The organism is Phytopseudomonas punonensis, from assembly GCF_900142655.1.
In the GTDB taxonomy this organism is placed as follows: domain Bacteria; phylum Pseudomonadota; class Gammaproteobacteria; order Pseudomonadales; family Pseudomonadaceae; genus Aquipseudomonas; species Aquipseudomonas punonensis.
Genome location: NZ_FRBQ01000001.1, coordinates 1,373,217 through 1,397,899, shown reverse-complemented (window position 1 = coordinate 1,397,899; position 24,683 = coordinate 1,373,217). Strand labels below are relative to the sequence as shown.

Sequence of the window (24,683 nt, the reverse complement as noted above, 5' to 3'; positions counted from 1 at the left end):
ACACTCCGCTTTTTCGACTGTTTTTGCCTTGCGCTGGCTGCCTCGGACACGTTTTTGAACGGCCTTATAAAAGGAGCCGTCCATGCTTGCGTCACTAATCGCATTTCTCATCACCTCCGGTGCGCGGCTGCTCACCGGTGCCCGCGCCTTGTGGCTCGGTAGCACTGCGCAGCCGATGCAACGTATCTATTACGCCAACCACAGCAGCCACGGCGACTTCGTGCTGCTCTGGGCGTCGCTGCCCGCGGAGCTGCGCAAACGCACCCGTCCAGTGGCCGGCTCCGATTACTGGATGAAGGGCACGCTGCGCAGCTTCCTGATCCAGAAGGTGTTCAACGGCGTGCTGGTTGACCGCCAGCGCAGCGATCCCAACGCCAACCCGTTGCAGGCAATGCTCGATGCGCTTGGCGAGGGCGACTCGCTGATCGTCTTTCCGGAAGGCACTCGCAACCTGGAAGACGACTTGCTGCCGTTCAAGGCCGGCCTCTATCACCTGGCCAAGGCACGCCCGGATGTGGAGGTGATCCCGGTGTGGATCGCCAACCTCAACCGGGTGATGCCCAAGGGCCGAGCACTGCCGCTGCCGCTGCTGTGCACCCTGAATTTCGGCGCGCCGCTAGGCATGGGCGAGGAGGAGGGCAAAGACGCCTTCCTCGAACGCGCCCGCGATGCCCTGCTGGCCCTGGCTCCCGAGGAGGTTTGAGATGGATCGCAATACCTTGCTGTTGTTCGCCGGCATTGGCGGCATCCTGCTCCTCGCCAGCCTGATCGGCTGGTTGCTGAAACTGCGCGCCGGCCCCGGCCAGCATTCGGTCATCGACAACCTCAACGCACGCATCAATGCCTGGTGGGTAATGGTGCTGGTGATCGGCTTCGCCTTTCTGTTCGGCAACATCGGTGTAGTGGTGCTGTTCTACTGCGTGTCGTTCTACGCCCTGCGCGAATTCATGACGCTGACGCCCACCCGCCGCAGCGACTACCCGGCACTGGTTGCCGCCTTCTACTTCGCGCTGCCCATGCAGTATCTGCTGATCGGCATCGGCTGGTATGGCCTGTTCGCCATCTTCATTCCGGTTTATGTGTTCCTGCTGCTGCCGATTCTCTCGTCTCTGGGCGGAGATACCACGCGCTTCCTCGAGCGTACCTCCAAGGTGCAGTGGGGCCTGATGATCGCGGTGTACTGCATCTCCACCGTACCGGCGCTGCTGACCCTGGACATCCCCGGTTACGAGGGCCGCAACCTGCTGCTGATCGCCTGGCTGGTGATCGTCGTGCAGATCTCCGACGTACTGCAGTACGTGTGCGGCAAGCTGGCCGGTAAACGCAAGATCGCGCCCAACCTGTCGCCATCGAAGACCGTCGAGGGCTTCTTTGGTGGCGTGGCGCTGGCCACCCTGATCGGCGCCTCGCTGTACTGGATCACCCCATTCGCCTTTTGGCAGGCAGGCCTGTTCGCCTTGCTGGTATGCCTGCTCGGCTTCGCCGGCGGCCTGGTGATGTCGGCGATTAAACGCGATCGCGGCGTGAAGGATTGGGGCCATATGATCGAAGGCCACGGTGGCATGCTCGACCGCCTCGATTCGGTGTGCTTCGCCGCCCCGGTGTTCTTCCATATGGTGCGGTACTGGTGGGCGTGATCAGCCCACCGGCCAATCGATTGGCAATAAAAAACCCGGCCTAAGCCGGTTTTTTTGTGCACCTTGAACAGGTGCGCAACGCGCGCATCAGACGTCGAGGTTGGACACCGCCAGGGCGTTGGTCTCGATAAAGTCACGGCGCGGTTCGACTTCGTCGCCCATCAGGGTGTTGAAGATCTGATCCGCGGCGATGGCGTCTTCGATGCGCACCTTGAGCATGCGACGAACCTCAGGATCCATAGTGGTTTCCCACAACTGATCCGGGTTCATCTCGCCAAGACCTTTGTATCGTTGGATGCTGTGGCGCTTGGTGCTTTCGGTCATCAGCCAGTTCAGGGCGTCCTTGAAGGTAGTCACCGGCTTCTTGCGCTCGCCACGCTGCACGTAGGCGCCTTCTTCCAGCAGACTGTTCAGCTGGTCGCCCAGGCTGGTGACGGTCTTGTAATCGTTGCTGGTGAAGAAATCACGGTTGAAGGTGATGTAGCTGGAGTTGCCGTGGGAGATCAGCTCGACCTCTGGCAGCCACAGGTGGCGCTCGGTGTCTTCACGCAGGCTGGTCTTGTAGACCAGGCCAGACTTTTCCATGGTTTTCAGACGGGCGTCGAACAGGGCAAGCCAGCTTTCCATCTCGGCCTTGTTGGCCATCTGCTCGGTGCTGACGCCCGGCAGGTACACGAAGTGCTCGGTGAGCTCCATCGGGTACAGACGCGACAGACGCTTGAGGGTCTTCATCACGGTACGGTAATCACCGACCAACTCCTGCAGGGCAGTGCCCGACAGGCCTGGAGCGGCTTCGTTGACGTGCAGGCTGGCGTCTTCCAGAGCCGATTGGGTCATGTATTCCTCCATGGCCTCGTCGTCCTTGATGTACTGCTCCTGCTTGCCCTTCTTGACCTTGTACAGCGGCGGCTGGGCGATGTAGATGTAGCCGCGCTCGACCAACTCTGGCAGCTGACGGAAGAAGAAGGTCAGCAGCAGGGTGCGGATGTGCGAACCGTCGACGTCAGCATCGGTCATGATGATGATGTTGTGGTAACGCAGCTTGTCGATGTTGTATTCCTCGCGGCCGATGCCACAGCCCAAGGCGGTGATCAGCGTGCCGACTTCCTGAGAGGAAATCATGCGGTCGAAACGCGCACGCTCGACGTTGAGGATCTTGCCCTTGAGCGGCAGGATCGCCTGGGTTTTGCGGTTACGGCCCTGCTTGGCAGAACCGCCCGCGGAGTCACCCTCCACTATGTACAGTTCGGAGAGGGCAGGATCCTTCTCCTGGCAGTCAGCCAGTTTTCCTGGCAGGCCTGCGATATCCAGCGCACCTTTACGGCGAGTCATCTCACGGGCTTTACGCGCTGCTTCACGGGCACGCGCGGCGTCGATCATCTTGCCGACGATCAGCTTGGCTTCGTTCGGATGCTCGAGCAGGAAGTCAGAGAAGAACTTGCCCATTTCCTGCTCGACCGCAGTTTTAACTTCGGAGGAGACCAGCTTGTCTTTGGTCTGCGAGCTGAATTTTGGGTCCGGAACCTTGACCGAGATGATCGCGGTCAAGCCTTCACGGGCGTCGTCACCGGTAGTCGCGACCTTGTGCTTCTTGGCCAGACCTTCCTGCTCGATGTAGTTGTTCAGGTTACGCGTCAGCGCTGAACGGAAGCCCGCGAGGTGGGTACCACCGTCACGCTGAGGAATGTTGTTGGTGAAGCACAGCAGGTTCTCGTTGAAGCTGTCGTTCCACTGCAGAGCAACTTCCACACCTACGCCGTCATCACGTTGTACGGAGAAGTGGAAGACCTGGTTCACGGCGGTCTTGTTGACGTTTAGGTACTCAACGAATGCGCGCAGGCCTCCTTCATACTTGAACAGCTCTTCTTTGGCGGTGCGCTCGTCCTTCAGGAGGATGCCGACGCCAGAGTTGAGGAACGACAGCTCGCGCAGGCGCTTGGCCAGGATGTCCCAGCTGAAGTGAATATTGGCGAAGGTGTCTGCGGAAGGTTTGAAGTGGATCTGCGTACCCGTGGTATCGCTGTCACCAACCGCGGCGATCGGCGCTTGCGGCACACCGTGGACGTAGGTCTGTTCCCAGATCTTGCCGCTACGGCGGATGGTCAGTACCAGCTCTTTGGAGAGCGCGTTGACCACCGAAACACCCACGCCGTGCAGGCCGCCGGACACCTTGTAGCTGTTGTCGTCGAACTTACCACCGGCGTGCAGCACGGTCATGATGACCTCGGCAGCAGAGACGCCTTCTTCCTTGTGGATATCGACCGGAATACCACGACCATTGTCGCGAACACTTATCGACTCATCCGGGTGGATAGTGATGGTGATCTCGCTGCAATGCCCCGCCAGGGCTTCGTCGATAGAGTTATCGACCACCTCGAAGACCATATGGTGCAGACCGCTGCCATCATCGGTGTCGCCGATGTACATGCCAGGCCGCTTGCGTACGGCATCCAGGCCCTTGAGGACCTTAATGTTATTGGAGTCGTACGTTTGGTTTTCGCTCATGCTTCACTCCTGGTGGTCGAGGTCTGGGTGATACGTCCATGTTCCACGTGGAACATGGAAACCGGCGTATCCGTTTGCCAGCCATCGCTCAACAATTCATGGTCTACGCAGGTGATGAATACCTGGCAGTTCAAATCTTCCAACAAACGGCACAATGCGCGGCGATGCTGCTCATCCAGTTCTGACGGCAAGTCATCCACCAGATAGATGCACTGCCCACGCTTTGCCTGATCAACCAAATGCCCCTGAGCGATCCGCAGGGCACACACCACCAACTTCTGTTGGCCACGGGACAATATGTCCGCTGCGTTGTGCGCGCCAAGCCTCAGCCTGAGGTCTGCTCGTTGCGGGCCAGATTGGGTATGCCCGATCTGCTGATCACGCAACAGCGATGACGTGAGCACTTCACTGAGGGGACGTTCTTTATCCCATCCCCGGTAGTAGCTCAGCGTCAGCCCTTCAAGCGCAACCAACTCGCTCAAGGTTTGCTCAAATACTGGCTTGAGTTGCTGTATATAGGACCGCCGATAACCGTCAATTTCGTCGCTGGCCAGGCACAACTCACGATCCCAGGCCGCTTGAGAAACGGCGTCAAGTGTACCACGGCGCAGCCACGAGTTCCGCTGCTTGAGGGCCTTCTGCAAGCGCTGCCAGGCGGGCAAGAAACGAGGTTCCACGTGGAACACACCCCAATCGAGAAACTGCCGACGGATTTTCGGTGAGCCTTCCAGCAGGCGAAAGCTGTCTGGGTTGATCAGCTGCAGCGGTAGGGTTTCGGCAAGCTGAGCTGCACTGCGCGCATTCTGCCCGTCGATACGAATCTGAAAATCGCCCTGACGATCCCGTGAAACACCCAGATTACTCTGCCGGCCGTCCGCGAGACTCACCTGACCGAACAGCGTGCAGGTCTGCTGCTCGTACTGAATGACCGGCAGCAAGCGAGCGCTCCGAAACGAGCGGGCAAGACCGAGCAGATGAATACCTTCGAGCACGCTGGTTTTGCCGCTGCCGTTTGCGCCATAAAGAATATTGATGCGCGGCGAGGGCAGCAGCGTCGATGGCTGAAGGTTACGGACGGCAGTGAAATTGATACGAGTCAGAGACATGAACTGGCCGGAGAGGAGGGCAGAAGTATCAACTGCCTTAAACGAAATCAGCCTTGGATGTTACGGATTAGAACTGCATCCGAACATACCAAGGCTGATTATCTGACGCTGGGTAGCTGCCTGATTCAGCAGCTGAAATTATAGGCGCATCGGCATGACGACATAAGCGGAGTCATCATTGTCAGCTTCCTGTACCAGCGCACTGCTGTTGGAGTCGGAGAGGATAAGACGCACCTGTTCGGTGGTCATCACACCCAGCACGTCGAGCAGGTAGCTGACGTTGAAACCGATTTCCAGCGCGCTGCCGTTATAGTCGACCGCGATTTCTTCTTCGGCTTCTTCCTGCTCCGGGTTGTTAGCCTGGATTTTCAGCAGGCCAGCAGCCAGTTGCAGGCGAATACCGCGGTACTTTTCATTCGACAGAATGGCAGTACGGCTGAAGGCTTCACGCAGGCCCTGGCGGTCGGCGACGACCAGCTTGTCACCACCACGCGGCAGCACACGCTCGTAATCCGGAAACTTACCGTCAACCAGTTTCGAGGTGAAGGTGAATTCGCCAGTGGTCGCACGGATGTGGTGCTGGCCCAGAACGATGGACACTTCACCATCCTGCTCGGTCAGCAGGCGCGCCAGTTCAAGAATACCTTTACGCGGCACGATGACCTGGTGCTTGCCTTCATGCTGGATGGCAGCTTCCATGGAGCACATCGCCAGGCGGTGGCCATCGGTGGCGACCGCACGCAGGATGCCGGTCTGCACTTCAATCAGCATGCCGTTGAGGTAGTAACGAACATCTTGCTGAGCCATGGCGAAGCTGGTGCGTTCGATCAAACGGCGCAGCTTGCTTTGCACCAGATTGAAGGTCAGCGAACCCGGGCCTTCTTCGACGGTAGGGAAGTCGTTGGCAGGCAGAGTGGACAGGGTGAAACGGCTACGACCAGCTTTGACCAGCAGCTTTTGCTCGTCGACGCGAATGTCGATCAGCGCATCACTAGGCAGGCTCTTGCAGATGTCCATCAGCTTGCGCGCCGGCACGGTGATCTCACCAGGCTCGGCGGCATCTTCCAGTGCCACGCGACCAACCAGCTCGACCTCCAGGTCGGTACCGGTCAGCGACAGCTGCTGGCCTTCGACGACCAACAGTACGTTGGACAGAACCGGCAAGGTCTGGCGGCGTTCCACGACGCCGGCGACCAGTTGCAGGGGTTTCAACAGGGCTTCGCGTTGAATGGTGAAGTGCATGGTCTAGTCCCTTGCCTCGTGCATGGAGTTGCGTATCAAGTGGTCAGTGTACGCAGCAGGTTCTTGTAATCCTCGCGGATGTCCGCGTCGGATCCCCTAAGTTCAGCAATCTTACGACAGGCGTGCAACACAGTGGTGTGATCGCGACCGCCGAACGACACGCCGATTTCCGGCAGGCTGTGGTTGGTCAATTCCTTGGACAACGCCATCGCCACTTGACGCGGCCTGGCGATGGAACGCGAACGACGTTTGGACAACAGATCGGTGATCTTGATCTTGTAGTACTCAGCCGTGGTGCGCTGAATGTTGTCGATACTGACGAGCTTATCCTGCAGAGCCAGCAAGTCCTTAAGGGACTCACGAATCAGCTCGATGGTGATATCACGCCCCATGAAGTGCGAGTGTGCGATCACCCGCTTCAAGGCACCTTCTAGCTCACGCACGTTGGAGCGGATGCGCTGAGCAATGAAGAACGCGGCGTCGTGCGGCAGATCGACCCTGGCCTGGTCGGCCTTCTTCATCAGGATCGCCACACGGGTTTCCAGCTCAGGCGGCTCGACCGCAACCGTCAGGCCCCAGCCAAAGCGCGACTTCAAGCGCTCTTCCAGGCCTTCGATTTCTTTCGGGTAGCGGTCGCTGGTAAGAATCACCTGCTGGCCACCTTCGAGCAATGCGTTGAAGGTATGGAAAAACTCTTCCTGGGAACGCTCTTTCTTAGCGAAAAACTGAATGTCATCGATCAGTAGCGCATCCACCGAGCGGTAGAAGCGCTTGAATTCGTTGATGGCATTGAGCTGCAGCGCCTTGACCATGTCGGCCACGAAACGCTCGGAGTGCAGGTAAACGACCTTGGCATTCGGATTCTTGGCCAGCAGATGGTTACCCACCGCGTGCATCAAGTGCGTCTTACCAAGGCCGACGCCACCATAAAGGAACAGCGGGTTATAACCGTGCTTGGGGTTATCGGCGACCTGCCAGGCAGCAGCGCGAGCGAGCTGGTTCGATTTGCCCTCAACAAAGTTGTCGAAGGTAAAGGTACGGTTCAGGTAACTGGTGTGCTTGAGGCCACCTTCTACCTGCACGTTACGCTCACCGCGAGACGGCGCGACGCTGGACGCAGCACCTGCCATGGAATCGAAGCTCGCCCGAGAAGGTTCGGCTTGTACCGGCAGCTTCGGCGGCGGTGCGCTGACCTGAGGTGCAGGCGTAGGAGCGGCAGGCGCAGACGGCGCTGGGTTGTTGTAGCTGGAAACGGAAGGTGAGGGCGTCAGTACTGCGCGAGGCGCGGAGCTGCGGCGACTACCGATCAGTAGCGATATGGCTGGCACCAGACCAGTCGCACGTTCACCGAGCAACTCAAGCATGCGCCCCATGTACTTTTCATTGACCCAGTCGAGAACGAAACGATTGGGCGCGTACACACGCAGCTCATCGCCTTCGGCTTCTACCTGTAGTGGACGGATCCAGGTGTTGAATTGCTGGGCAGGCAGTTCGTCGCGCAGGAGTTCCACGCACTGCTGCCAAAGTTCCACGGACACGGACATCCCCTGATTGAAAGCGCTGAGGCAAAAACAGCGCCTATTGTAGCTTCAAGAGGTGTAGTTATCCACATAGGAAGACCAATCAGTACATGAGAAATCAAGGTGTTAGGCAATTTGCCACATGTCGGATAGCGTGCATTTAAAGCCTGTGGATAAAGCCTATTGAGCACCGTGTAAAAGCCAGGGGAAAAGCCATGGGATATCTGCCCTGTGGGTAAATCGCCGATCAGTCCCCAGGCGATGCCCAGCAAGCGAACATGCGCAGCACCGGTTTCTGACAGAGTTTTTCCTCGCTGAAAGCATCATGGCCATTGCGCTCTAGGAACTTATCCACAGAAACCCGCGCGACCATTTATAAGAAACATAACAAGCCTTTCTAAAAACATTCTTTCCTTTATATTTATCTATCTGCAAAACAACTGGTTGGAAATTGACCTGGCCTGCGGCTTTCTCTAGAATCGCCGGTCTCTTAAAACGGGGACCATTCCGGTCCGTTGTCGACAACCAGGTAACCGCATCATGAAACGCACTTTCCAACCCAGCACCATCAAACGCGCTCGTACCCACGGCTTCCGTGCTCGCATGGCTACCAAGAACGGCCGTGCCGTCCTGTCGCGTCGTCGCGCCAAGGGCCGTGCTCGCCTCGCAGTCTGATTTTCCAGTCTTGTGGTGAGTCGAGGCTTCGGCCGGGAGAAGCGCCTGCTCACTCCCCGGCAATTCAAGGCAGTCTTCGACTCTCCTAGCGGCAAAGCGCCGGGCAAGAGTGTCCTGCTGCTTGCGCGCAACAATGAGCTTGATCATTCACGCCTAGGTCTTGTGATCGGGAAGAAGAGCGTCAAGCTTTCTGTTGAACGCAACCGCCTGAAACGCCAAATCCGCGAATCATTCCGCCTCAATCAGGACAACCTGGTGGGCTGGGACATCGTGGTAGTCGCGCGTAAAGGCCTGGGCGATCTGCAGAATGTCGAGCTGGCTCAACAGTTCGGCAAGCTGTGGAAACGCCTGGCTCGCAGCAAACCCGCCCAACAGGCCGATGCCCAGACAGGGGTGAACGACAATCCCCATGCGTAAACTGGTGCAAGCTCCAATCCGGTTTTACCAGTACGCCATCAGTCCGATGATGGCCAGTCATTGTCGTTTCTACCCCACTTGTTCCTGCTACGCGCTAGAAGCCATCGAAACTCATGGCGTCTTGCGTGGTGGCTGGCTGACCGTTCGTCGTCTGGGCCGCTGCCACCCCTGGCATCCCGGAGGCTACGATCCGGTGCCCCTCGCGAAACACTCCCGTTCCTCTTCGATGGCCGAATAATCATGGATATCAAACGCTCGATCCTGATCGTCGCCCTGGCAGTCGTGTCCTACATGATGGTTCTCCAATGGAACCAGGACTACGGCCAGGCCGCTCTGCCGAATCAGACAGCTTCGACCAGCAAAGCCGCACCGAGCTTGCCGGAAACCGCTTCCGTCGCCAGCAATGACGACGTACCGACGGCCAATGCCGGCGCTGCCGATCCAAGCCCGGTCGAAGCCGTTGCTGTCAGCGATGAGCTGATTCAGGTGAAAACCGACGTTCTGAGTCTGGCCATCGACCCGCGTGGTGGTGACGTGGTTCGCCTGGAACTGCCGCACTACCCGCGCCGTCAGGATCGCCCGGACGTTCCGTTCCAGCTGTTCGATAACGGCAGTGAGCACCTGTACCTCGCGCAGAGCGGCCTGACCGGTACCAACGGCCCGGATGCTCGTGCCAGTGGTCGCCCGCTGTACAACAGTGAGCAGCGCGTGTACCAGCTCGCTGATGGCCAGAACCAACTGGTCGTCGACCTGAAGTTCAGCGACGCCGGCGTCAATTACATCAAGCGTTTCACTTTCAACCGCGGCCTGGACACCAGCTGCTCGGCCAAGGAAGTGGAGCAGAAGAAAACCGGTTGCATCACCGGCAATGGTTACCAGATCGGCGTTACCTACCTGATCGACAACCAGAGTGCTAACGCCTGGACCGGCAACCTGTTCGCCCAGCTCAAGCGCGACAACAGTGGTGACCCGTCCTCGAGCACCGCTACCGGCACCGCGACCTACCTGGGCGCTGCACTGTGGACGCCTGAGAAGCCATACACCAAGGTGTCGATGAAAGACATCGACAAGCAGAACCTCAAGGAAACCGTGCAGGGCGGCTGGGTCGCCTGGCTGCAGCACTACTTCGTGACTGCCTGGATTCCGGCGAAAGACGACACCAACCTGGTGCAGACTCGCAAGGACACCCAAGGCAACTACATCATCGGCTTCACTGGCCCGGCGCTGAACGTAGCCGCTGGTGCCGAAGGCCAGACCAGCACCACGCTGTATGCCGGTCCGAAGATCCAGAAGGATCTCGCTGCGCTGTCGCCTGGTCTAGACAAGACCGTCGACTACGGCATTCTGTGGTTCCTCGCCGAACCGATCTTCTGGCTGCTGGAACATATCCACAACCTACTGGGTAACTGGGGCTTCTCGATCATCGTACTGACGCTGATCATCAAGCTCGCGTTCTTCCCGCTGTCGGCTGCCAGCTACCGTTCCATGGCGCGCATGCGTGCCGTATCGCCGCGCTTGCAGGCGCTGAAAGAACAGTTCGGTGATGATCGCCAGAAGATGTCCCAGGCGATGATGGAGCTGTACAAGAAAGAGAAGATCAACCCGCTGGGCGGCTGCTTGCCGATCCTGGTGCAGATGCCGGTGTTCCTGGCTCTGTACTGGACCCTGCTGGAATCCGTGGAAATGCGTCAGGCACCATGGATCCTCTGGATCACCGACCTGTCGATCAAGGATCCGTTCTTCATCCTGCCGATCATCATGGGCGCGACCATGTTTATCCAGCAGCAGTTGAACCCAACGCCGCCGGACCCCATGCAGGCTCGTGTGATGAAGATGATGCCGATCATTTTCACCTTCTTCTTCCTGTGGTTTCCAGCGGGTCTGGTGCTGTACTGGGTGGTCAACAACGTCCTGTCCATCGCTCAGCAGTGGTACATTACCCGCAAGATCGAAGCGCAAACCAAGGCTGCTTCCGCAAGCTGATCTACTAAGCTTCGTCAGCTACATCACAGACGCCCCCTTGTGGGGCGTTCTGCTATCCAGCGTTTGGAGAATTGTATGTCCGCACCCCGTGAAACCATCGCCGCCGTCGCTACCGCTCAAGGCCGTGGAGGGGTGGGCATCGTCAGAGTCTCAGGCCCGCGTGCACGGATGATAGGCATCACCCTGAGCGGTATCGAAGCCAAGCCGCGCTATGCCCACTACGGCGCCTGGCACGATGATGCGGGTGAGGTGATCGACGAAGGCCTGCTGCTGTTCTTTCCCGGTCCCAATTCTTTTACTGGTGAAGACGTGCTAGAGCTGCAGGGCCATGGCGGTCCAGTGGTTCTCGATATGCTTCTGCAACGCTGCCTGGAGCTCGGCGCACGCCAGGCACGCCCGGGTGAGTTCAGCGAGCGCGCGTTCCTCAACGACAAGCTCGACCTGGCCCAGGCCGAGGCGATTGCTGACCTAATCGAAGCGAGCTCCGCCGAAGCGGCGCGTAACGCCATGCGTTCGTTGCAGGGGGAGTTCTCGCGACGTGTACATGAACTGACCGAGCGGCTTATCAGCCTGCGTATCTACGTGGAAGCTGCTATCGACTTCCCGGAAGAGGAGATCGACTTTCTCGCCGATGGCCATGTATTGAGTCTGCTCGAAGGCGTGCGCACACAGTTATCCACAGTGTTGCGCGAAGCCGGGCAGGGCGCGTTGCTACGCGATGGCATGACTGTGGTCATCGCCGGCCGACCCAATGCTGGCAAATCCAGCCTGCTCAATGCCCTGGCGGGGCGCGAAGCAGCCATCGTCACAGACATCGCCGGCACCACCCGCGATGTGCTGCGCGAACATATCCACATCGATGGCATGCCGCTGCACGTGGTCGATACCGCAGGATTACGTGATACCAATGACCAGGTCGAGCGAATCGGTGTGGAACGCGCGTTGAAGGCCATAGGTGAGGCCGATCGTGTGCTGCTGGTGGTCGACTCCACCGCGCCTGAAGCGGGTGATCCCTTCGCACTGTGGCCCGAGTTTCTTGAGCAACGGCCAGATCCGTCACGCGTCACGCTGATTCGCAACAAGGTCGATCTGTCCGGGGAGGCGGTGGCTTTGCACAACGCCGCCAATGGCCAGGCCACTCTGGCCCTCTCGGCCAAGTCCAGTGAGGGCCTGGAATTGCTGCGTGAACACCTGAAGGCCTGCATGGGCTTTCAACAGACCGCTGAAAGCGGCTTCAGCGCTCGCCGCCGCCACCTGGATGCGTTGCATCAGACACAGAGCCACCTCGACCACGGCCACGCCCAATTGACTCTGGCCGGCGCCGGCGAGCTGCTGGCCGAAGACCTGCGCCAGGCTCAGCAGGCATTGGGTGAGATCACCGGGGCCTTCAGCTCCGATGACTTGCTTGGGCGCATCTTCTCGAGCTTTTGCATTGGCAAGTAACGATCTTGCATGGTGATGGCCTGTGAACAAAAAACAGATTTGTTTGAGGGACTGATATGAGTTGGATCGGAAAAGCCTTTACGGCAATGGGCTGCGTGCTATTGATCGGCTGCTCGGCAGGTGATGATGAGTTCATCATTGCCGGCAACGACTACGTGGAACGATTCCATCAGAAAATGCAGCAGGGCCATTACGCGGATATCTACCAGGCTTCATCACAAGGACTAAAGGCCAATGCCAGCGAGCAGGAGTTCGTCGACCTGCTGACGGTAGTGAATCGGGGATTGGGCGATGTGCAGGAAACGCGGCTGGTAAGCCAATCACCCGTGAAGGCCGATACCGGGCAGACGCTTACCCTGTTGCTGTACAACACTCGTTTCGCTGAGGGCGAGGGTACCGAATCCTTCTACCTGGAGAATGCGGACGGCAAGCCTCTGCTGTTTCGCTATGACGTCAATTCCGACACGCTCATGAAGAAGATGATCGAGCAAGGCGCCCGCGCCTCACAGTAATCCCTTCCTTTCTTTACTCACAGCCCTCAACGTGAAAGCGTTGAGAGGCTTCGTGTGGGCGAATTCCGCCACGGCATCAACCACGCTAATCCATTCACAGGCTAAATAAGCCCTGTGGAAAACTACCTATAAGCCCTGCCTATAACCAGGTGGCAAAGCTAGGGATAAACCGCCCTGTGCATAAATACCACTTTTACACACAGGATGACCACCGGTATCCAACATCTGTAGCCCAGGAAAATCCCGCTTTCATACATCGCTGTACACATTGATTTTATTGGGCTGTAGCAATGTATCCACAGAAATTCAGATGACCATTTATAAACATAAAAACAAGCCTTTTAAAAAGATCTCTTCTTTTTTCTTTTATTAACCTCACGTACATCATCAGCTTTCTGAACCGCCGAATAGGGAAAGGGAACGCTTCTGAGAAGGTGTTCTAGAGACAATGACCAGTTGGCTATTTTTTGTGCAAAAGGCTTCTTTCAACCTGTCTAAGTCCCTATACTTGCCGCCCTTTCGATTTCCGATCAAAAGCTTCCTTTCTCAACAGGCACGAGGTGCGTGGTGGATTTCCCTTCCCGTTTTCAAGTGATCGTCATCGGCGGCGGTCATGCCGGTACCGAGGCTGCGCTTGCAGCGGCGCGCATGGGGGTTAAAACCCTGTTGCTGACCCATAACGTGGAAACCCTCGGGCAGATGAGCTGCAACCCGGCCATCGGCGGGATCGGCAAGAGCCACCTGGTCAAGGAAATCGACGCCCTCGGCGGCGCCATGGCGACTGCCACCGACCTGGGCGGCATCCAGTTTCGCGTACTTAACAGCCGCAAGGGCCCAGCAGTACGTGCCACACGTGCTCAGGCTGACCGCATCCTGTACAAGGCGGCAGTACGCGAGATTCTGGAAAACCAACCCAACCTGTGGATATTTCAGCAGGCAGCTGACGACCTGATCGTCGAGCAGGATGAAGTCAAAGGCGTGGTTACCCAGATGGGTCTGCGCTTCTTCGCTGATTCCGTCGTGCTGACTACCGGCACCTTCCTCGGTGGACTTATCCACATTGGTCTGCAGAACTACTCCGGCGGTCGTGCCGGTGATCCCCCTTCCAACGCTCTGGCCAAGCGCATGCGTGAATTGCCGCTGCGCGTGGGTCGCTTGAAAACCGGTACGCCACCGCGCATCGATGGTCGCTCTGTGGATTTCTCGGTAATGACCGAGCAACCAGGTGATACGCCGATTCCGGTGATGTCCTTCATGGGCAGCAAAGCGCAGCACCCACGTCAGGTGAGCTGCTGGATTACCCACACCAATGCGCGCACCCACGAAATCATCGCCGCCAACCTCGATCGTTCGCCGATGTATTCCGGGGTCATCGAGGGCGTGGGCCCGCGCTACTGTCCTTCGATCGAAGACAAGATCCACCGCTTTGCCGACAAGGAAAGCCATCAGGTATTCATCGAGCCCGAAGGCCTGACTACCCATGAGCTGTACCCCAACGGCATCTCCACCTCCCTGCCGTTCGATGTGCAGCTGCAGATCGTGCAGAGCATCCGTGGTATGGAGAACGCCCATATCGTGCGCCCCGGTTACGCCATCGAGTACGACTACTTCGACCCGCGTGACCTGAAGTACAGCCTCGAGACCAAAGTGATCGGCGGCCTGTTCTTCGCGGGGCAGATCAACGGCACCACCGGTTACGAAGAGGCCGGGGCGCAAGGCTTGTTGGCCGGTGCCAACGCCGCACTGCGCGCCCAAGGCAAAGACGCCTGGTGCCCGCGCCGCGACGAGGCCTACATCGGCGTGTTGGTCGACGACCTGATCACCCTGGGCACCCAGGAGCCGTACCGCATGTTCACCTCGCGGGCCGAGTATCGGTTGATCCTGCGTGAAGACAACGCTGACCTGCGCCTGACCGAGAAAGGCCGCGAGCTGGGCCTGGTCGACGACACCCGTTGGGCCGCGTTCGAGGCCAAACGTGAAGGCATCGTCAAGGAAGAGCAGCGCCTGAAAAGCACCTGGGTACGGCCGAATACGCCGCAAGGCGAAGCCATCATCGAGCGCTTCGGCACGCCGCTGAACCACGAATACAACCTGCTCAACCTGCTCTCTCGTCCGGAAATCGATTACGCCGGTCTGGTCGAAGTGACTGGCGAAGGTGCCGAAGACCCGCAGGTCGCCGAGCAGGTCGAGATCAAGACCAAGTACGCCGGTTACATCGAGCGTCAGCAGGACGAGATCGCTCGTCTACGTGCCAGTGAAGAAACCGCGCTGCCTGTGGATATCGACTACGCGACGATTTCCGGTTTATCCAAAGAGATCCAGCACAAGCTCGGCAGCGCCAGGCCGCAGACCCTGGGTCAGGCTTCGCGCATCCCGGGCGTTACACCCGCGGCGATTTCGCTGTTGCTGATCCACCTGAAGAAACGCGGCGCTGGTCGCCAGTTGGAGCAGACCGCCTGATGCCCGTTACCCCTCGCCACGCCGAAGAATTGCAACAAGGCGCCCGTGAATTGGGTGTGGAGTTGACCGAGCAACAGCACGAACAGCTGCTCGCCTATCTGGCCTTGTTGATCAAATGGAACAAGGCCTACAACCTGACCGCCGTGCGCGATCCTGATGGAATGGTCTCGCGCCATCTGCTCGACAGCCTCAGCGTGGTGCCCTTCGTCGCCGAGGCTGGGGATAACTGGCTAGATGTCGGCAGTGGCGGTGGCATGCCGGGCATTCCACTGGCGATTCTGTTTCCCGAGCGGCGTTTCACCCTGCTGGATTCCAACGGCAAGAAAACCCGATTCCTCACTCAGGTGAAGCTCGAGCTCAAGCTGGCCAACCTGGAAGTTATCCACAGTCGCGTGGAAGCGTTCACGCCCGAGCAGCCGTTCAGCGGCATCTGTTCGCGGGCATTCAGCTCCCTGGAGGACTTTTCCAACTGGACGCGCCATCTCGGCGATGGCCAAACCCAGTGGTTGGCGATGAAGGGTGTGCACCCGAATGACGAACTGCAGGCGCTGCCAGCGGACTTCAGCCTGACTGCAACCCACGTGCTCAAGGTTCCCGGTTGCCAAGGCCAGCGCCATCTGTTGATACTGCGTCGCTCGGTTTAGGGGGAACGGCAACATGGCTAAAGTATTCGCAATCGCCAACCAGAAAGGCGGCGTGGGCAAGACCACGACCTGCATCAACCTGGCGGCGTCTCTGGTTGCGACCAAACGCCGTGTGCTGCTCATCGACCTCGACCCGCAGGGCAACGCCACCACTGGCAGCGGTATCGACAAGCAGACGCTCGAGCACTCGATCTACGACGTACTCGTTGGTGAATGCAACCTAGTCGAGGCCATGCAGTTTTCCGAGCATGGCGGCTATCAGCTGCTGCCGGCTAACCGCGACCTGACCGCCGCGGAAGTGGGCTTGCTGGAAATGAAGATGAAGGAAAGCCGTCTGCGTTATGCACTGGCGCCGATCCGTGAGAATTACGATTACATCCTCATCGACTGCCCACCGGCGCTGTCGATGCTGACGGTCAACGCTCTTGTGGCAGCCGATGGCGTGATCATCCCGATGCAGTGCGAGTACTACGCACTTGAGGGTTTGAGCGATCTGGTCAACAGCATCCAGCGCATCGGCAAGCTGCTCAACCCGACGCTGAAGATCGAAGGCCTGCTGCGTACCATGTACGACCCACGCATCAGCCTGACCAGCGATGTGTCTGCCCAGCTCAAGGAACATTTCCCCGACACGCTCTATCAAACCGTGATCCCGCGTAACGTGCGACTGGCTGAAGCGCCAAGCTTCGGCATGCCGGCGCTGGTTTACGACAAGCAATCCCGTGGCGCGATCGCCTATTTGGCGCTGGCTGGCGAACTGGTTCGCCGCCAGCGCGCGAACGCCCACACCGCAAACGTATAAGGAATCTGTGCATGGCTGCCAAGAAACGTGGGCTCGGACGAGGCCTGGACGCCCTGCTGGGGGGCTCTAGCGTCGAGTCCCTGGAAGAAGAAGCCGTCAAGGTCGATACCCGTGAGCTGCAGCACCTGCCGCTGGACCTGATCCAGCGTGGCAAGTACCAGCCGCGCCGCGATATGGACGTCACTGCACTAGAAGAACTCGCGCAGTCGATCAAGACCCATGGTGTGATGCAGCCCATCGTGGTTCGCCCAGTCGGTGAAGGTCGTTTCGAGATCGTAGCCGGTGAACGCCGCTGGCGCGCCACTCAGCAAGCCGGTCTGGATCGCATCCCGGCGCTGGTGCGTGAGCTGCCCGATGAAGCCGCCATCGCCATGGCGCTGATCGAGAACATCCAGCGTGAAGACCTCAATCCGATCGAGGAAGCCATGGCCCTGCAGCGCCTGCAGCAGGAGTTCCAGCTGACTCAGCAACAGGTCGCTGAAGCAGTAGGCAAATCGCGGGTCACCATCACCAACCTGTTGCGCTTGATCGCGTTGCCCGAGGAAGTGAAAACCCTGCTGTCTCATGGTGATCTGGAGATGGGCCATGCCCGCGCATTGCTGGGACTGCCCACTGAACAGCAGACCGAAGGAGCGCGACACGTTGTCGCACGTGGCCTGACCGTGCGTCAGACCGAGGCCCTGGTACGGCAATGGCTGAACACCCAGGAGCGGCCAGTGGCCACCACCAAGGTCGATCCGGATATCAGCCGGCTTGAGCAGCGCCTGGCCGAGCGCCTGGGCTCTCCCGTGCAGATCAAGCATGGGCAGAAGGGAAAGGGTCAACTGGTCATTCGCTACAACTCCCTCGATGAACTTCAGGGCGTCCTAGCCCACATCCGCTGAAACAATTGCCCCCGCAGCACTAGTGCGAAAAGACTTTCGAGCAGTTGAACGGGGTGGGAACCACCCCTATACTCTGCGCGCATTTCGGCGGCACAAAATGTGCCAAGTTATTGATTAGCTTGGCAACGATATCCGAGCATTGTTACCCAGGAAAAGTGATGGAAACCCGCACGCCCAAACGCCTGCCTCTCCATCGTTTGCCGGTGTTTCCGATTCTCGTGGTTCAACTGCTGGTGCTGTTGGTTCTTGCCGCCGTCTGTTGGCACTGGCGGGGCACAACGGCTGGATATTCCGGCTTGTGCGGTGGGCTGATCGCCTGGCTGCCGAATCTGTACTTCGCCCACAAGGCATTCCGGTTTTCCGGAGCGCGGGCGGCCCAGGCCATCGTCAGGTCGTTCTACGCTGGCGAAGCAGGGAAACTGGTTTTGACAGCAGTGCTTTTCGCACTGGTGTTTGCAGGTGTGAAGCCTTTGGATGCGGCGGCGTTGTTCGGCGTATTCCTGCTGAACCAATTGGTCAACTGGTTCGCACCCTTGCTGATGAAGAGATGATTTTTAAAGCCTTAGAGCGTTTGAGGGAATTATGGCAGCTGCAGAAACCGCTTCGGGTTATATCCAGCATCACTTGCAGAACCTGACCTTCGGTCAGCACCCGGTCAATGGCTGGGGGTTCGCCCACACTGCTCAAGAAGCCAAAGAAATGGGCTTCTGGGCATTCCACCTGGATACCCTGGGTATCTCTGTGGTGCTGGGTCTGGTTTTCATCCTGCTGTTCAAGGCTGCTGCCAAGCGCGCTACCTCTGGCCAGCCTGGCGGTCTGCAGAACTTCGTCGAAGTGCTGGTCGAGTTCGTCGACGGCAGCGTGAAGGACACCTTCCACGGCCGTAACGCGCTGATCGCGCCGCTGGCGTTGACCATCTTCGTCTGGATCTTCCTGATGAACCTGATGGACCTGGTGCCGGTAGACTGGATTCCGATGGCTGCAGCGAAGATCGCCGGTGACGAGCACCTGTTCTTCCGCGCCGTTCCGACCACCGATCCGAACGCGACCCTGGGCATGGCCCTGTCGGTATTCGCACTGATCATCTTCTACAGCATCAAGGTCAAGGGCATCGGCGGCTTCCTCGGCGAACTGACCCTGCACCCGTTCAGCGCGAAGAACATCTTCGTCAAGATCCTGCTGATTCCGGTCAACTTCCTGCTCGAATTCGTCACCCTGATCGCCAAGCCGGTTTCTCTGGCCCTGCGACTGTTCGGCAACCTGTATGCCGGCGAGCTGATCTTCATCCTCATCGCGGTCATGTTCGGCGGCGGCATTCTGTTGGCAGCACTGGCAGGCGTACTGCAGTGGGCTTGGGCAGTCTTCCACCTGATCATCATCACGCTGCAGGCTTTCATCTTCATGATGCTGACCATCGTTTACCTGTCGATGGCGCACGAAGACAGCCATTGATGACGTGTCGTGCATCCAGCGGGTGCGCGGCGTTATCGATGGATCCAGCCTAGGCTGGAACGCCCGCAAGGGCACTGGAAGTAACGGTTTTGCTTTACCGCTTTACCCTTAGAAAAACCTTAACCAATACGACGTAAAAAGTCGGGAGGAAAGATGGAAACTGTAGTTGGTCTGACCGCGATCGCTGTTGCTCTGCTGATTGGCCTGGGCGCTCTGGGTACCGCTATTGGCTTCGGCCTGCTGGGCGGCAAATTCCTGGAAGGCGCTGCGCGTCAGCCGGAAATGGTTCCGATGCTGCAAGTTAAGATGTTCATCGTCGCCGGCCTGCTGGACGCCGTGACCATGATCGGTGTCGGTATCGCACTGTTCTTCACCTTCGCGAACCCCTTCGTTGGTCAAATCGCTGGCTAATCACTCGAATTTTTCGAGTTGATTGGTGTGATGGACAACGAACGAGCGAGGTGTTGGCGTGAACATTAATGCAACCCTGATTGGCCAGTCCGTTGCCTTCTTCATCTTCGTGCTGTTCTGCATGAAGTTCGTGTGGCCTCCGGTCATTGCGGCTTTGCAAGAGCGTCAAAAGAAGATTGCTGAAGGTCTGGATGCAGCCAGTCGTGCGGCTCGTGATTTGGAGTTGGCCCAAGAGAAAGCGGGTCAACAACTGCGCGAAGCCAAGACACAGGCTGCTGAGATCATTGAGCAAGCCAAGAAACGCGGTACCCAAATCGTCGACGAAGCCCGTGAACAGGCTCGTGTCGAGGCGGATCGTGTGAAGGCACAGGCTCAGGCCGAGATCGAACAGGAAATCAACAGCATCAAAGACGCGCTGCGTGCCCAAGTGGGTGCTCTGGCCGTTGGCGGTGCCGAGAAGATCCTGGGCGCGTCTATCGACCAAAACGCGCATGCGGAGCTGGTTTCCAAACTGGCCGCCGAAATTTAAGCGAGGGCGCGATCATGGCAGAACTGACCACGTTGGCCCGACCTTACGCCAAGGCGGCCTTCGAATACGCCCAGGCTCACCAGCAGCTGGCCAATTGGTCAGCCATGCTCGGCCTGGCAGCGGCGGTGTCGCAAGACGCCACCCTGCAGCGCGTGTTCAAGGCCCCGCGTTTGACGAGTACAGACAAGGCCACCACCTTCATCGAGGTGTGTGGTGACAAGTTCAATGCCCAGGTAGGCAATTTCATTCACGTTGTCGCTGAGAACGATCGTCTGGCCCTGTTGCCGGAAATCTTCTCGCTGTTCGAGCTGTACAAGGCCGAACAGGAAAAGTCGATCGACGTGGACGTGACCAGTGCCTTCGCATTGAACGACGAACAGCAAGACAAACTCGCCAAGGTTCTCAGTGCACGGCTCGGCCGGGAAGTGCGCCTGCATGCTGCGGAGGACGCCGCCTTGATTGGTGGTGTCGTGATTCGCGCCGGCGACCTGGTTATCGATGGCTCAGTTCGCGGCAAAATCGCGAAGCTGGCCGAAGCATTGAAATCTTGAGTTTGAAGGGGCAGCAGAGCTATGCAGCAACTCAATCCTTCCGAAATTAGTGAAATCATCAAGGGACGTATCGAGAAACTCGACGTCTCTTCCCAAGCCCGTAACGAAGGCACTGTCGTCAGCGTGTCTGACGGTATCGTGCGTATTCACGGTCTCGCCGACGTCATGTACGGCGAAATGATCGAGTTCCCGGGCAGTGTCTACGGTATGGCACTGAACTTGGAGCAAGACTCCGTCGGTGCGGTAATTCTGGGTGCGTACACCACCCTGGCCGAAGGCATGAGCGCCAAGTGCACTGGCCGCATCCTGGAAGTTCCGGTTGGTCCGGAACTGCTGGGCCGCGTAGTCGACGCACTGGGCAACCCGATCGATGGCAAAGGCCCGATCAATGCTCAAGCCACCGACGCAGTCGAAAAAGTTGCACCGGGCGTGATCTGGCGTAAGTCGGTCGACCAGCCTGTGCAGACTGGCTACAAGTCGGTCGATGCCATGATCCCGGTAGGCCGTGGCCAGCGCGAGCTGATCATCGGTGACCGTCAGATCGGTAAGACTGCTCTGGCCGTCGACGCCATCATCAACCAGAAGAACAGCGGTATCTTCTGCGTCTACGTAGCTGTTGGTCAGAAGCAATCGACCATCGCCAACGTGGTACGCAAACTCGAAGAGTCCGGTGCTCTGGCCAACACCATCGTGGTTGCCGCTTCGGCTTCCGAGTCGGCTGCCCTGCAGTTCCTGGCTCCTTACGCTGGTTGCACCATGGGCGAATTCTTCCGCGACCGCGGTGAAGACGCGCTGATTGTGTACGACGACCTGTCCAAGCAAGCAGTGGCTTACCGCCAGATTTCCCTGCTGCTGCGCCGTCCGCCAGGCCGTGAAGCCTACCCAGGCGACGTGTTCTATCTCCACAGCCGTCTGCTGGAGCGTGCATCGCGCGTTTCCGAAGAGTACGTCGAGAAGTTCACCAATGGCGCCGTGACTGGCAAGACCGGTTCGTTGACCGCTCTGCCGATCATCGAAACCCAGGCTGGCGACGTTTCCGCGTTCGTTCCGACCAACGTGATTTCGATCACCGACGGTCAGATCTTCCTGGAATCGGCCATGTTCAACTCGGGTATCCGTCCGGCCGTCAACGCCGGTATCTCGGTATCCCGCGTTGGTGGTGCTGCACAGACCAAGATCATCAAGAAGCTCTCCGGTGGTATCCGTACCGCTCTGGCTCAGTACCGTGAACTGGCGGCATTCGCCCAGTTCGCTTCTGACCTGGACGAAGCGACCCGCAAGCAGCTTGAGCATGGTCAGCGCGTTACCGAGCTGATGAAGCAGAAGCAATACGCTCCAATGTCCATCGCGGACATGGCGCTGTCGCTGTATGCCGCCGAGCGTGGTTTCCTGACCGACATCGAAGTCGCCAAGATCATCAGCTTCGAGCAGGCTCTGATCGCCTTCTTCAACCGTGATCACGCCGCTCTGATGGCGAAGATCAACGAGAAGGGTGACTTCAATGACGACATCGATGGCCAGCTGAAAGCCGGTATCGAGAAGTTCAAAGCCACCCAAACCTGGTAAGCCGCAGCGGGCGTCGAAAGACGCCCGCCTGCTAACCCGATAGGTGTGAAATGGCAGGCGCAAAAGAGATTCGCAGCAAGATTGCGAGCATCAAAAGCACGCAAAAGATCACCAGCGCCATGGAAAAAGTGGCGGTCAGCAAAATGCGCAAGGCACAAATGCGCATGGCTGCTAGCCGTCCCTACGCGGAGCGTATCCGCCAGGTAATTGGTCATCTGGCCAACGCCAACCCGGAATACCGTCATCCCTTCATGATCGAACGCGAAGTAAAGCGCGTTGGTTACGTGGTGGTGAGTTCGGACCGTGGTCTGTGCGGTGGCTTGAATACCAACCTGTTCAAGGCCCTGGTCAAGGACATGTCGGCAAATCGCGAGCGCGGCGTGGAGATCGATCTCTGCGTGGTTGGTAGCAAAGGGGCGGCATTCTTCCGCAACTTTGGTGGCAACGTGGTCGCTGCGATCAGTCATCTGGGCGAAGAGCCGTCGATCAATGATCTGATCGGCAGCGTCAAGGTGATGCTCGATGCTTACCTGGAAGGGCGCATCGACCGTTTGTCCGTGGTTTCCAACAAGTTCATCAATACCATGACCCAGAAGCCGACCGTGGAGCAGTTGATTCCACTGGTGGCCGACTCGGATCAGGAGCTGAAGCACCACTGGGACTACTTGTACGAACCCGACGCCAAGCAGCTGCTTGACGGGCTGATGGTGCGTTACGTGGAGTCGCAGGTGTACCAGGCAGTGGTCGAGAACAACGCAGCCGAACAGGCCGCGCGGATGATCGCGATGAAGAACGCCACCGACAACGCTGGCGACATCATCAAAGACCTGCAGTTGGTTTACAACAAGGCACGTCAGGCAGCGATCACCCAGGAAATTTCGGAAATCGTCGGCGGCGCTGCCGCGGTTTAACGGTTCAACTGTCTAGAACGGTTGAACAAGTCAGAGGAATCAAAGATGAGTAGCGGACGTATCGTTCAAATCATCGGCGCCGTCATCGACGTGGAATTCCCGCGTGACAAGGTGCCGAGTGTTTATGAAGCGCTGAAAGTAGTCGGCGCCGAAACCACTCTGGAAGTTCAGCAGCAGCTGGGCGACGGCGTGGTACGTACCATTGCGATGGGTTCGACCGAAGGCCTGAAACGTGGCCTGGACGTCGACAGCACTGGCGCAGGCATCCAGGTTCCGGTCGGGGTGAAAACCCTGGGCCGTATCATGGACGTACTGGGCAACCCGATCGATGAAGCTGGCCCGATTGGCGAAGAAGAGCGCTGGGGCATTCACCGTCCTGCGCCGACCTACGCCGAACAAGCTGGCTCCAACGAGCTGTTGGAAACCGGCATCAAGGTTATCGACCTGGTCTGCCCGTTCGCCAAGGGTGGTAAGGTCGGTCTGTTCGGTGGTGCCGGTGTCGGCAAGACCGTAAACATGATGGAGCTGATCCGTAACATCGCCATCGAGCACAGCGGTTATTCCGTGTTCGCCGGTGTGGGTGAGCGTACTCGTGAGGGTAACGACTTCTACCACGAGATGAAGGACTCCAACGTTCTCGACAAGGTAGCCCTGGTCTACGGTCAGATGAACGAGCCACCAGGCAACCGTCTGCGCGTAGCACTGACCGGCCTGACCATGGCCGAGAAGTTCCGTGACGAAGGCCGTGACGTGCTGTTCTTCGTGGACAACATCTACCGCTACACCCTGGCCGGTACCGAAGTATCCGCACTGCTCGGCCGTATGCCGTCGGCAGTAGGTTACCAGCCGACCCTGGCTGAAGAGATGGGTGTTCTGCAAGAGCGCATCACTTCGACCAAGACCGGTTCGATCACCTCGATCCAGGCCGTATACGTACCTGCGGACGACCTGACTGACCCGAGCCCGGCGACCACCTTCGCCCACTTGGACGCAACCGTCGTACTGTCCCGTGACATCGCTTCCCTGGGTATCTACCCAGCGGTCGATCCACTCGACTCGACTTCGCGCCAGCTGGACCCGAACGTGATCGGCCAGGAGCACTACGACACCGCTCGCGGCGTTCAGTACGTGCTGCAGCGCTACAAAGAGCTGAAGGACATCATCGCGATCCTCGGCATGGACGAACTGTCGGAAGAAGACAAGCAGCTGGTATCCCGTGCTCGTAAGATTCAGCGCTTCCTGTCCCAGCCGTTCTTCGTTGCTGAAGTGTTCACCGGTTCGCCTGGTAAGTATGTCTCCCTGAAGGACACCATCGCTGGTTTCAGCGGCATCCTCAAAGGTGAGTACGATCACCTGCCGGAGCAGGCGTTCTACATGGTTGGTGGCATCGAAGAAGCCATCGAGAAAGCGAAGAAACTGTAATCACCCGTGCG

Annotated in this window: 24 protein-coding genes; 20 read left to right on the top strand and 4 right to left on the bottom strand. The window is 58.4% G+C overall.

Features of this window, described 5'->3' with window-relative positions:
* Window positions 1-82: 82 nt before the first annotated feature.
* Both BUC40_RS06290 and BUC40_RS06285 read left to right on the top strand, forming a co-directional pair.
* The gene (locus BUC40_RS06290) at window positions 83-703 is read left to right on the top strand and encodes a lysophospholipid acyltransferase family protein (RefSeq protein WP_073263655.1); all 621 of its coding nucleotides are present in this window, start codon (window positions 83-85) and stop codon (window positions 701-703) included.
* A gap of 1 nt (window position 704) precedes the next feature.
* On the top strand, window positions 705-1,637 hold the full coding sequence (locus BUC40_RS06285; protein WP_073263653.1) for a phosphatidate cytidylyltransferase: 933 nt from the start codon (window positions 705-707) through the stop codon (window positions 1,635-1,637).
* An 87-nt stretch (window positions 1,638-1,724) separates the two neighbouring features.
* Here the strand turns inward: BUC40_RS06285 and gyrB are convergent, their stop codons facing one another.
* From gyrB to dnaA, 4 genes are all read right to left on the bottom strand, one after another.
* Entirely contained in the window at window positions 1,725-4,142 is a 2,418-nt protein-coding gene (gene gyrB, locus BUC40_RS06280) for a DNA topoisomerase (ATP-hydrolyzing) subunit B (protein WP_073263651.1), read from the bottom strand.
* Window positions 4,139-5,248 carry a DNA replication/repair protein RecF gene (gene recF / locus BUC40_RS06275; protein ID WP_073263649.1) on the bottom strand — a complete coding sequence of 370 codons (1,110 nt, stop codon included), beginning with the start codon at window positions 5,246-5,248 and terminating at the stop codon, window positions 4,139-4,141. Before recF ends, gyrB begins: the two co-directional genes overlap by 4 nt.
* Before the next feature lie 138 nt (window positions 5,249-5,386).
* Window positions 5,387-6,490 (bottom strand): DNA polymerase III subunit beta, encoded by a 1,104-nt coding sequence (dnaN, locus tag BUC40_RS06270; RefSeq protein WP_073263647.1) that lies wholly within the window; start codon window positions 6,488-6,490, stop codon window positions 5,387-5,389.
* Between the two features lie 35 nt (window positions 6,491-6,525).
* Window positions 6,526-8,028, bottom strand: coding sequence for a chromosomal replication initiator protein DnaA (dnaA, locus tag BUC40_RS06265; protein WP_073263915.1), 1,503 nt, complete (start codon window positions 8,026-8,028; stop codon window positions 6,526-6,528).
* A 522-nt stretch (window positions 8,029-8,550) separates the two neighbouring features.
* On the opposite strand from dnaA, the gene rpmH reads away from it, so the two are divergent.
* The 18 genes from rpmH to atpD all read left to right on the top strand — a co-directional run bounded on the left by rpmH (window position 8,551) and on the right by atpD (window position 24,672).
* Window positions 8,551-8,685 carry a 50S ribosomal protein L34 gene (gene rpmH, locus BUC40_RS06260; protein WP_003213577.1) on the top strand — a complete coding sequence of 45 codons (135 nt, stop codon included), beginning with the start codon at window positions 8,551-8,553 and terminating at the stop codon, window positions 8,683-8,685.
* A 15-nt stretch (window positions 8,686-8,700) separates the two neighbouring features.
* Window positions 8,701-9,102 carry a ribonuclease P protein component gene (gene rnpA / locus BUC40_RS06255; protein WP_208605747.1) on the top strand — a complete coding sequence of 134 codons (402 nt, stop codon included), beginning with the start codon at window positions 8,701-8,703 and terminating at the stop codon, window positions 9,100-9,102.
* Window positions 9,095-9,340 carry a membrane protein insertion efficiency factor YidD gene (gene yidD, locus BUC40_RS06250; protein WP_013793567.1) on the top strand — a complete coding sequence of 82 codons (246 nt, stop codon included), beginning with the start codon at window positions 9,095-9,097 and terminating at the stop codon, window positions 9,338-9,340. Before rnpA ends, yidD begins: the two co-directional genes overlap by 8 nt.
* A 2-nt stretch (window positions 9,341-9,342) precedes the next feature.
* Window positions 9,343-11,085 carry a membrane protein insertase YidC gene (gene yidC / locus BUC40_RS06245; protein ID WP_073263643.1) on the top strand — a complete coding sequence of 581 codons (1,743 nt, stop codon included), beginning with the start codon at window positions 9,343-9,345 and terminating at the stop codon, window positions 11,083-11,085.
* Window positions 11,086-11,160: 75 nt separating this feature from the next.
* Window positions 11,161-12,528, top strand: a complete 1,368-nt coding sequence (mnmE, locus tag BUC40_RS06240) for a tRNA uridine-5-carboxymethylaminomethyl(34) synthesis GTPase MnmE (RefSeq protein ID WP_073263641.1) — start codon at window positions 11,161-11,163, stop codon at window positions 12,526-12,528.
* Between the two features lie 56 nt (window positions 12,529-12,584).
* Window positions 12,585-13,040: a DUF4019 domain-containing protein gene (locus tag BUC40_RS06235; protein WP_139272117.1), complete on the top strand. Its 456-nt coding sequence runs from the start codon at window positions 12,585-12,587 to the stop codon at window positions 13,038-13,040.
* Window positions 13,041-13,607: 567 nt separating this feature from the next.
* The gene (gene mnmG / locus BUC40_RS06230; RefSeq protein WP_073263636.1) at window positions 13,608-15,500 is read left to right on the top strand and encodes a tRNA uridine-5-carboxymethylaminomethyl(34) synthesis enzyme MnmG; all 1,893 of its coding nucleotides are present in this window, start codon (window positions 13,608-13,610) and stop codon (window positions 15,498-15,500) included.
* Window positions 15,500-16,144: a 16S rRNA (guanine(527)-N(7))-methyltransferase RsmG gene (gene rsmG, locus BUC40_RS06225; protein WP_073263634.1), complete on the top strand. Its 645-nt coding sequence runs from the start codon at window positions 15,500-15,502 to the stop codon at window positions 16,142-16,144. Before mnmG ends, rsmG begins: the two co-directional genes overlap by 1 nt.
* A 13-nt stretch (window positions 16,145-16,157) precedes the next feature.
* Window positions 16,158-16,946: a ParA family protein gene (locus BUC40_RS06220; protein WP_073263632.1), complete on the top strand. Its 789-nt coding sequence runs from the start codon at window positions 16,158-16,160 to the stop codon at window positions 16,944-16,946.
* An 11-nt stretch (window positions 16,947-16,957) separates the two neighbouring features.
* Complete coding sequence (locus tag BUC40_RS06215) at window positions 16,958-17,830, top strand: ParB/RepB/Spo0J family partition protein (protein ID WP_073263630.1); 873 nt, start codon at window positions 16,958-16,960, stop codon at window positions 17,828-17,830.
* 158 nt (window positions 17,831-17,988) lie between these two features.
* Window positions 17,989-18,381 carry a F0F1 ATP synthase subunit I gene (locus tag BUC40_RS06210; protein ID WP_073263628.1) on the top strand — a complete coding sequence of 131 codons (393 nt, stop codon included), beginning with the start codon at window positions 17,989-17,991 and terminating at the stop codon, window positions 18,379-18,381.
* Between the two features lie 31 nt (window positions 18,382-18,412).
* Window positions 18,413-19,282 carry a F0F1 ATP synthase subunit A gene (gene atpB / locus BUC40_RS06205; RefSeq protein ID WP_073263626.1) on the top strand — a complete coding sequence of 290 codons (870 nt, stop codon included), beginning with the start codon at window positions 18,413-18,415 and terminating at the stop codon, window positions 19,280-19,282.
* 153 nt (window positions 19,283-19,435) lie between these two features.
* The gene (atpE, locus tag BUC40_RS06200) at window positions 19,436-19,693 is read left to right on the top strand and encodes a F0F1 ATP synthase subunit C (protein WP_003097235.1); all 258 of its coding nucleotides are present in this window, start codon (window positions 19,436-19,438) and stop codon (window positions 19,691-19,693) included.
* A 58-nt stretch (window positions 19,694-19,751) separates the two neighbouring features.
* Window positions 19,752-20,222: a F0F1 ATP synthase subunit B gene (locus tag BUC40_RS06195; RefSeq protein WP_070882403.1), complete on the top strand. Its 471-nt coding sequence runs from the start codon at window positions 19,752-19,754 to the stop codon at window positions 20,220-20,222.
* Between the two features lie 14 nt (window positions 20,223-20,236).
* Window positions 20,237-20,773: a F0F1 ATP synthase subunit delta gene (locus tag BUC40_RS06190; RefSeq protein WP_073263624.1), complete on the top strand. Its 537-nt coding sequence runs from the start codon at window positions 20,237-20,239 to the stop codon at window positions 20,771-20,773.
* Window positions 20,774-20,794: 21 nt separating this feature from the next.
* Window positions 20,795-22,339, top strand: a complete 1,545-nt coding sequence (gene atpA / locus BUC40_RS06185) for a F0F1 ATP synthase subunit alpha (RefSeq protein ID WP_073263622.1) — start codon at window positions 20,795-20,797, stop codon at window positions 22,337-22,339.
* A 50-nt stretch (window positions 22,340-22,389) separates the two neighbouring features.
* Complete coding sequence (gene atpG / locus BUC40_RS06180; protein ID WP_073263619.1) at window positions 22,390-23,250, top strand: F0F1 ATP synthase subunit gamma; 861 nt, start codon at window positions 22,390-22,392, stop codon at window positions 23,248-23,250.
* A gap of 45 nt (window positions 23,251-23,295) precedes the next feature.
* The gene (gene atpD / locus BUC40_RS06175) at window positions 23,296-24,672 is read left to right on the top strand and encodes a F0F1 ATP synthase subunit beta (RefSeq protein WP_073263617.1); all 1,377 of its coding nucleotides are present in this window, start codon (window positions 23,296-23,298) and stop codon (window positions 24,670-24,672) included.
* Window positions 24,673-24,683 lie beyond the last annotated feature (11 nt).

Coding starts and splice junctions, on each gene's coding strand:
- BUC40_RS06290 (WP_073263655.1), top strand. CDS start 83: ATGCTTGCGTCACTAATCGCATTTCTCATCACCTCCGGTGCGCGGCTG.
- BUC40_RS06285 (WP_073263653.1), top strand. CDS start 705: ATGGATCGCAATACCTTGCTGTTGTTCGCCGGCATTGGCGGCATCCTG.
- gyrB (WP_073263651.1), bottom strand. CDS start 4,142: ATGAGCGAAAACCAAACGTACGACTCCAATAACATTAAGGTCCTCAAG.
- recF (WP_073263649.1), bottom strand. CDS start 5,248: ATGTCTCTGACTCGTATCAATTTCACTGCCGTCCGTAACCTTCAGCCA.
- dnaN (WP_073263647.1), bottom strand. CDS start 6,490: ATGCACTTCACCATTCAACGCGAAGCCCTGTTGAAACCCCTGCAACTG.
- rpmH (WP_003213577.1), top strand. CDS start 8,551: ATGAAACGCACTTTCCAACCCAGCACCATCAAACGCGCTCGTACCCAC.
- yidD (WP_013793567.1), top strand. CDS start 9,095: ATGCGTAAACTGGTGCAAGCTCCAATCCGGTTTTACCAGTACGCCATC.
- yidC (WP_073263643.1), top strand. CDS start 9,343: ATGGATATCAAACGCTCGATCCTGATCGTCGCCCTGGCAGTCGTGTCC.
- mnmE (WP_073263641.1), top strand. CDS start 11,161: ATGTCCGCACCCCGTGAAACCATCGCCGCCGTCGCTACCGCTCAAGGC.
- BUC40_RS06235 (WP_139272117.1), top strand. CDS start 12,585: ATGAGTTGGATCGGAAAAGCCTTTACGGCAATGGGCTGCGTGCTATTG.
- rsmG (WP_073263634.1), top strand. CDS start 15,500: ATGCCCGTTACCCCTCGCCACGCCGAAGAATTGCAACAAGGCGCCCGT.
- BUC40_RS06220 (WP_073263632.1), top strand. CDS start 16,158: ATGGCTAAAGTATTCGCAATCGCCAACCAGAAAGGCGGCGTGGGCAAG.
- BUC40_RS06215 (WP_073263630.1), top strand. CDS start 16,958: ATGGCTGCCAAGAAACGTGGGCTCGGACGAGGCCTGGACGCCCTGCTG.
- BUC40_RS06210 (WP_073263628.1), top strand. CDS start 17,989: ATGGAAACCCGCACGCCCAAACGCCTGCCTCTCCATCGTTTGCCGGTG.
- atpB (WP_073263626.1), top strand. CDS start 18,413: ATGGCAGCTGCAGAAACCGCTTCGGGTTATATCCAGCATCACTTGCAG.
- atpE (WP_003097235.1), top strand. CDS start 19,436: ATGGAAACTGTAGTTGGTCTGACCGCGATCGCTGTTGCTCTGCTGATT.
- BUC40_RS06190 (WP_073263624.1), top strand. CDS start 20,237: ATGGCAGAACTGACCACGTTGGCCCGACCTTACGCCAAGGCGGCCTTC.
- atpA (WP_073263622.1), top strand. CDS start 20,795: ATGCAGCAACTCAATCCTTCCGAAATTAGTGAAATCATCAAGGGACGT.
- atpG (WP_073263619.1), top strand. CDS start 22,390: ATGGCAGGCGCAAAAGAGATTCGCAGCAAGATTGCGAGCATCAAAAGC.
- atpD (WP_073263617.1), top strand. CDS start 23,296: ATGAGTAGCGGACGTATCGTTCAAATCATCGGCGCCGTCATCGACGTG.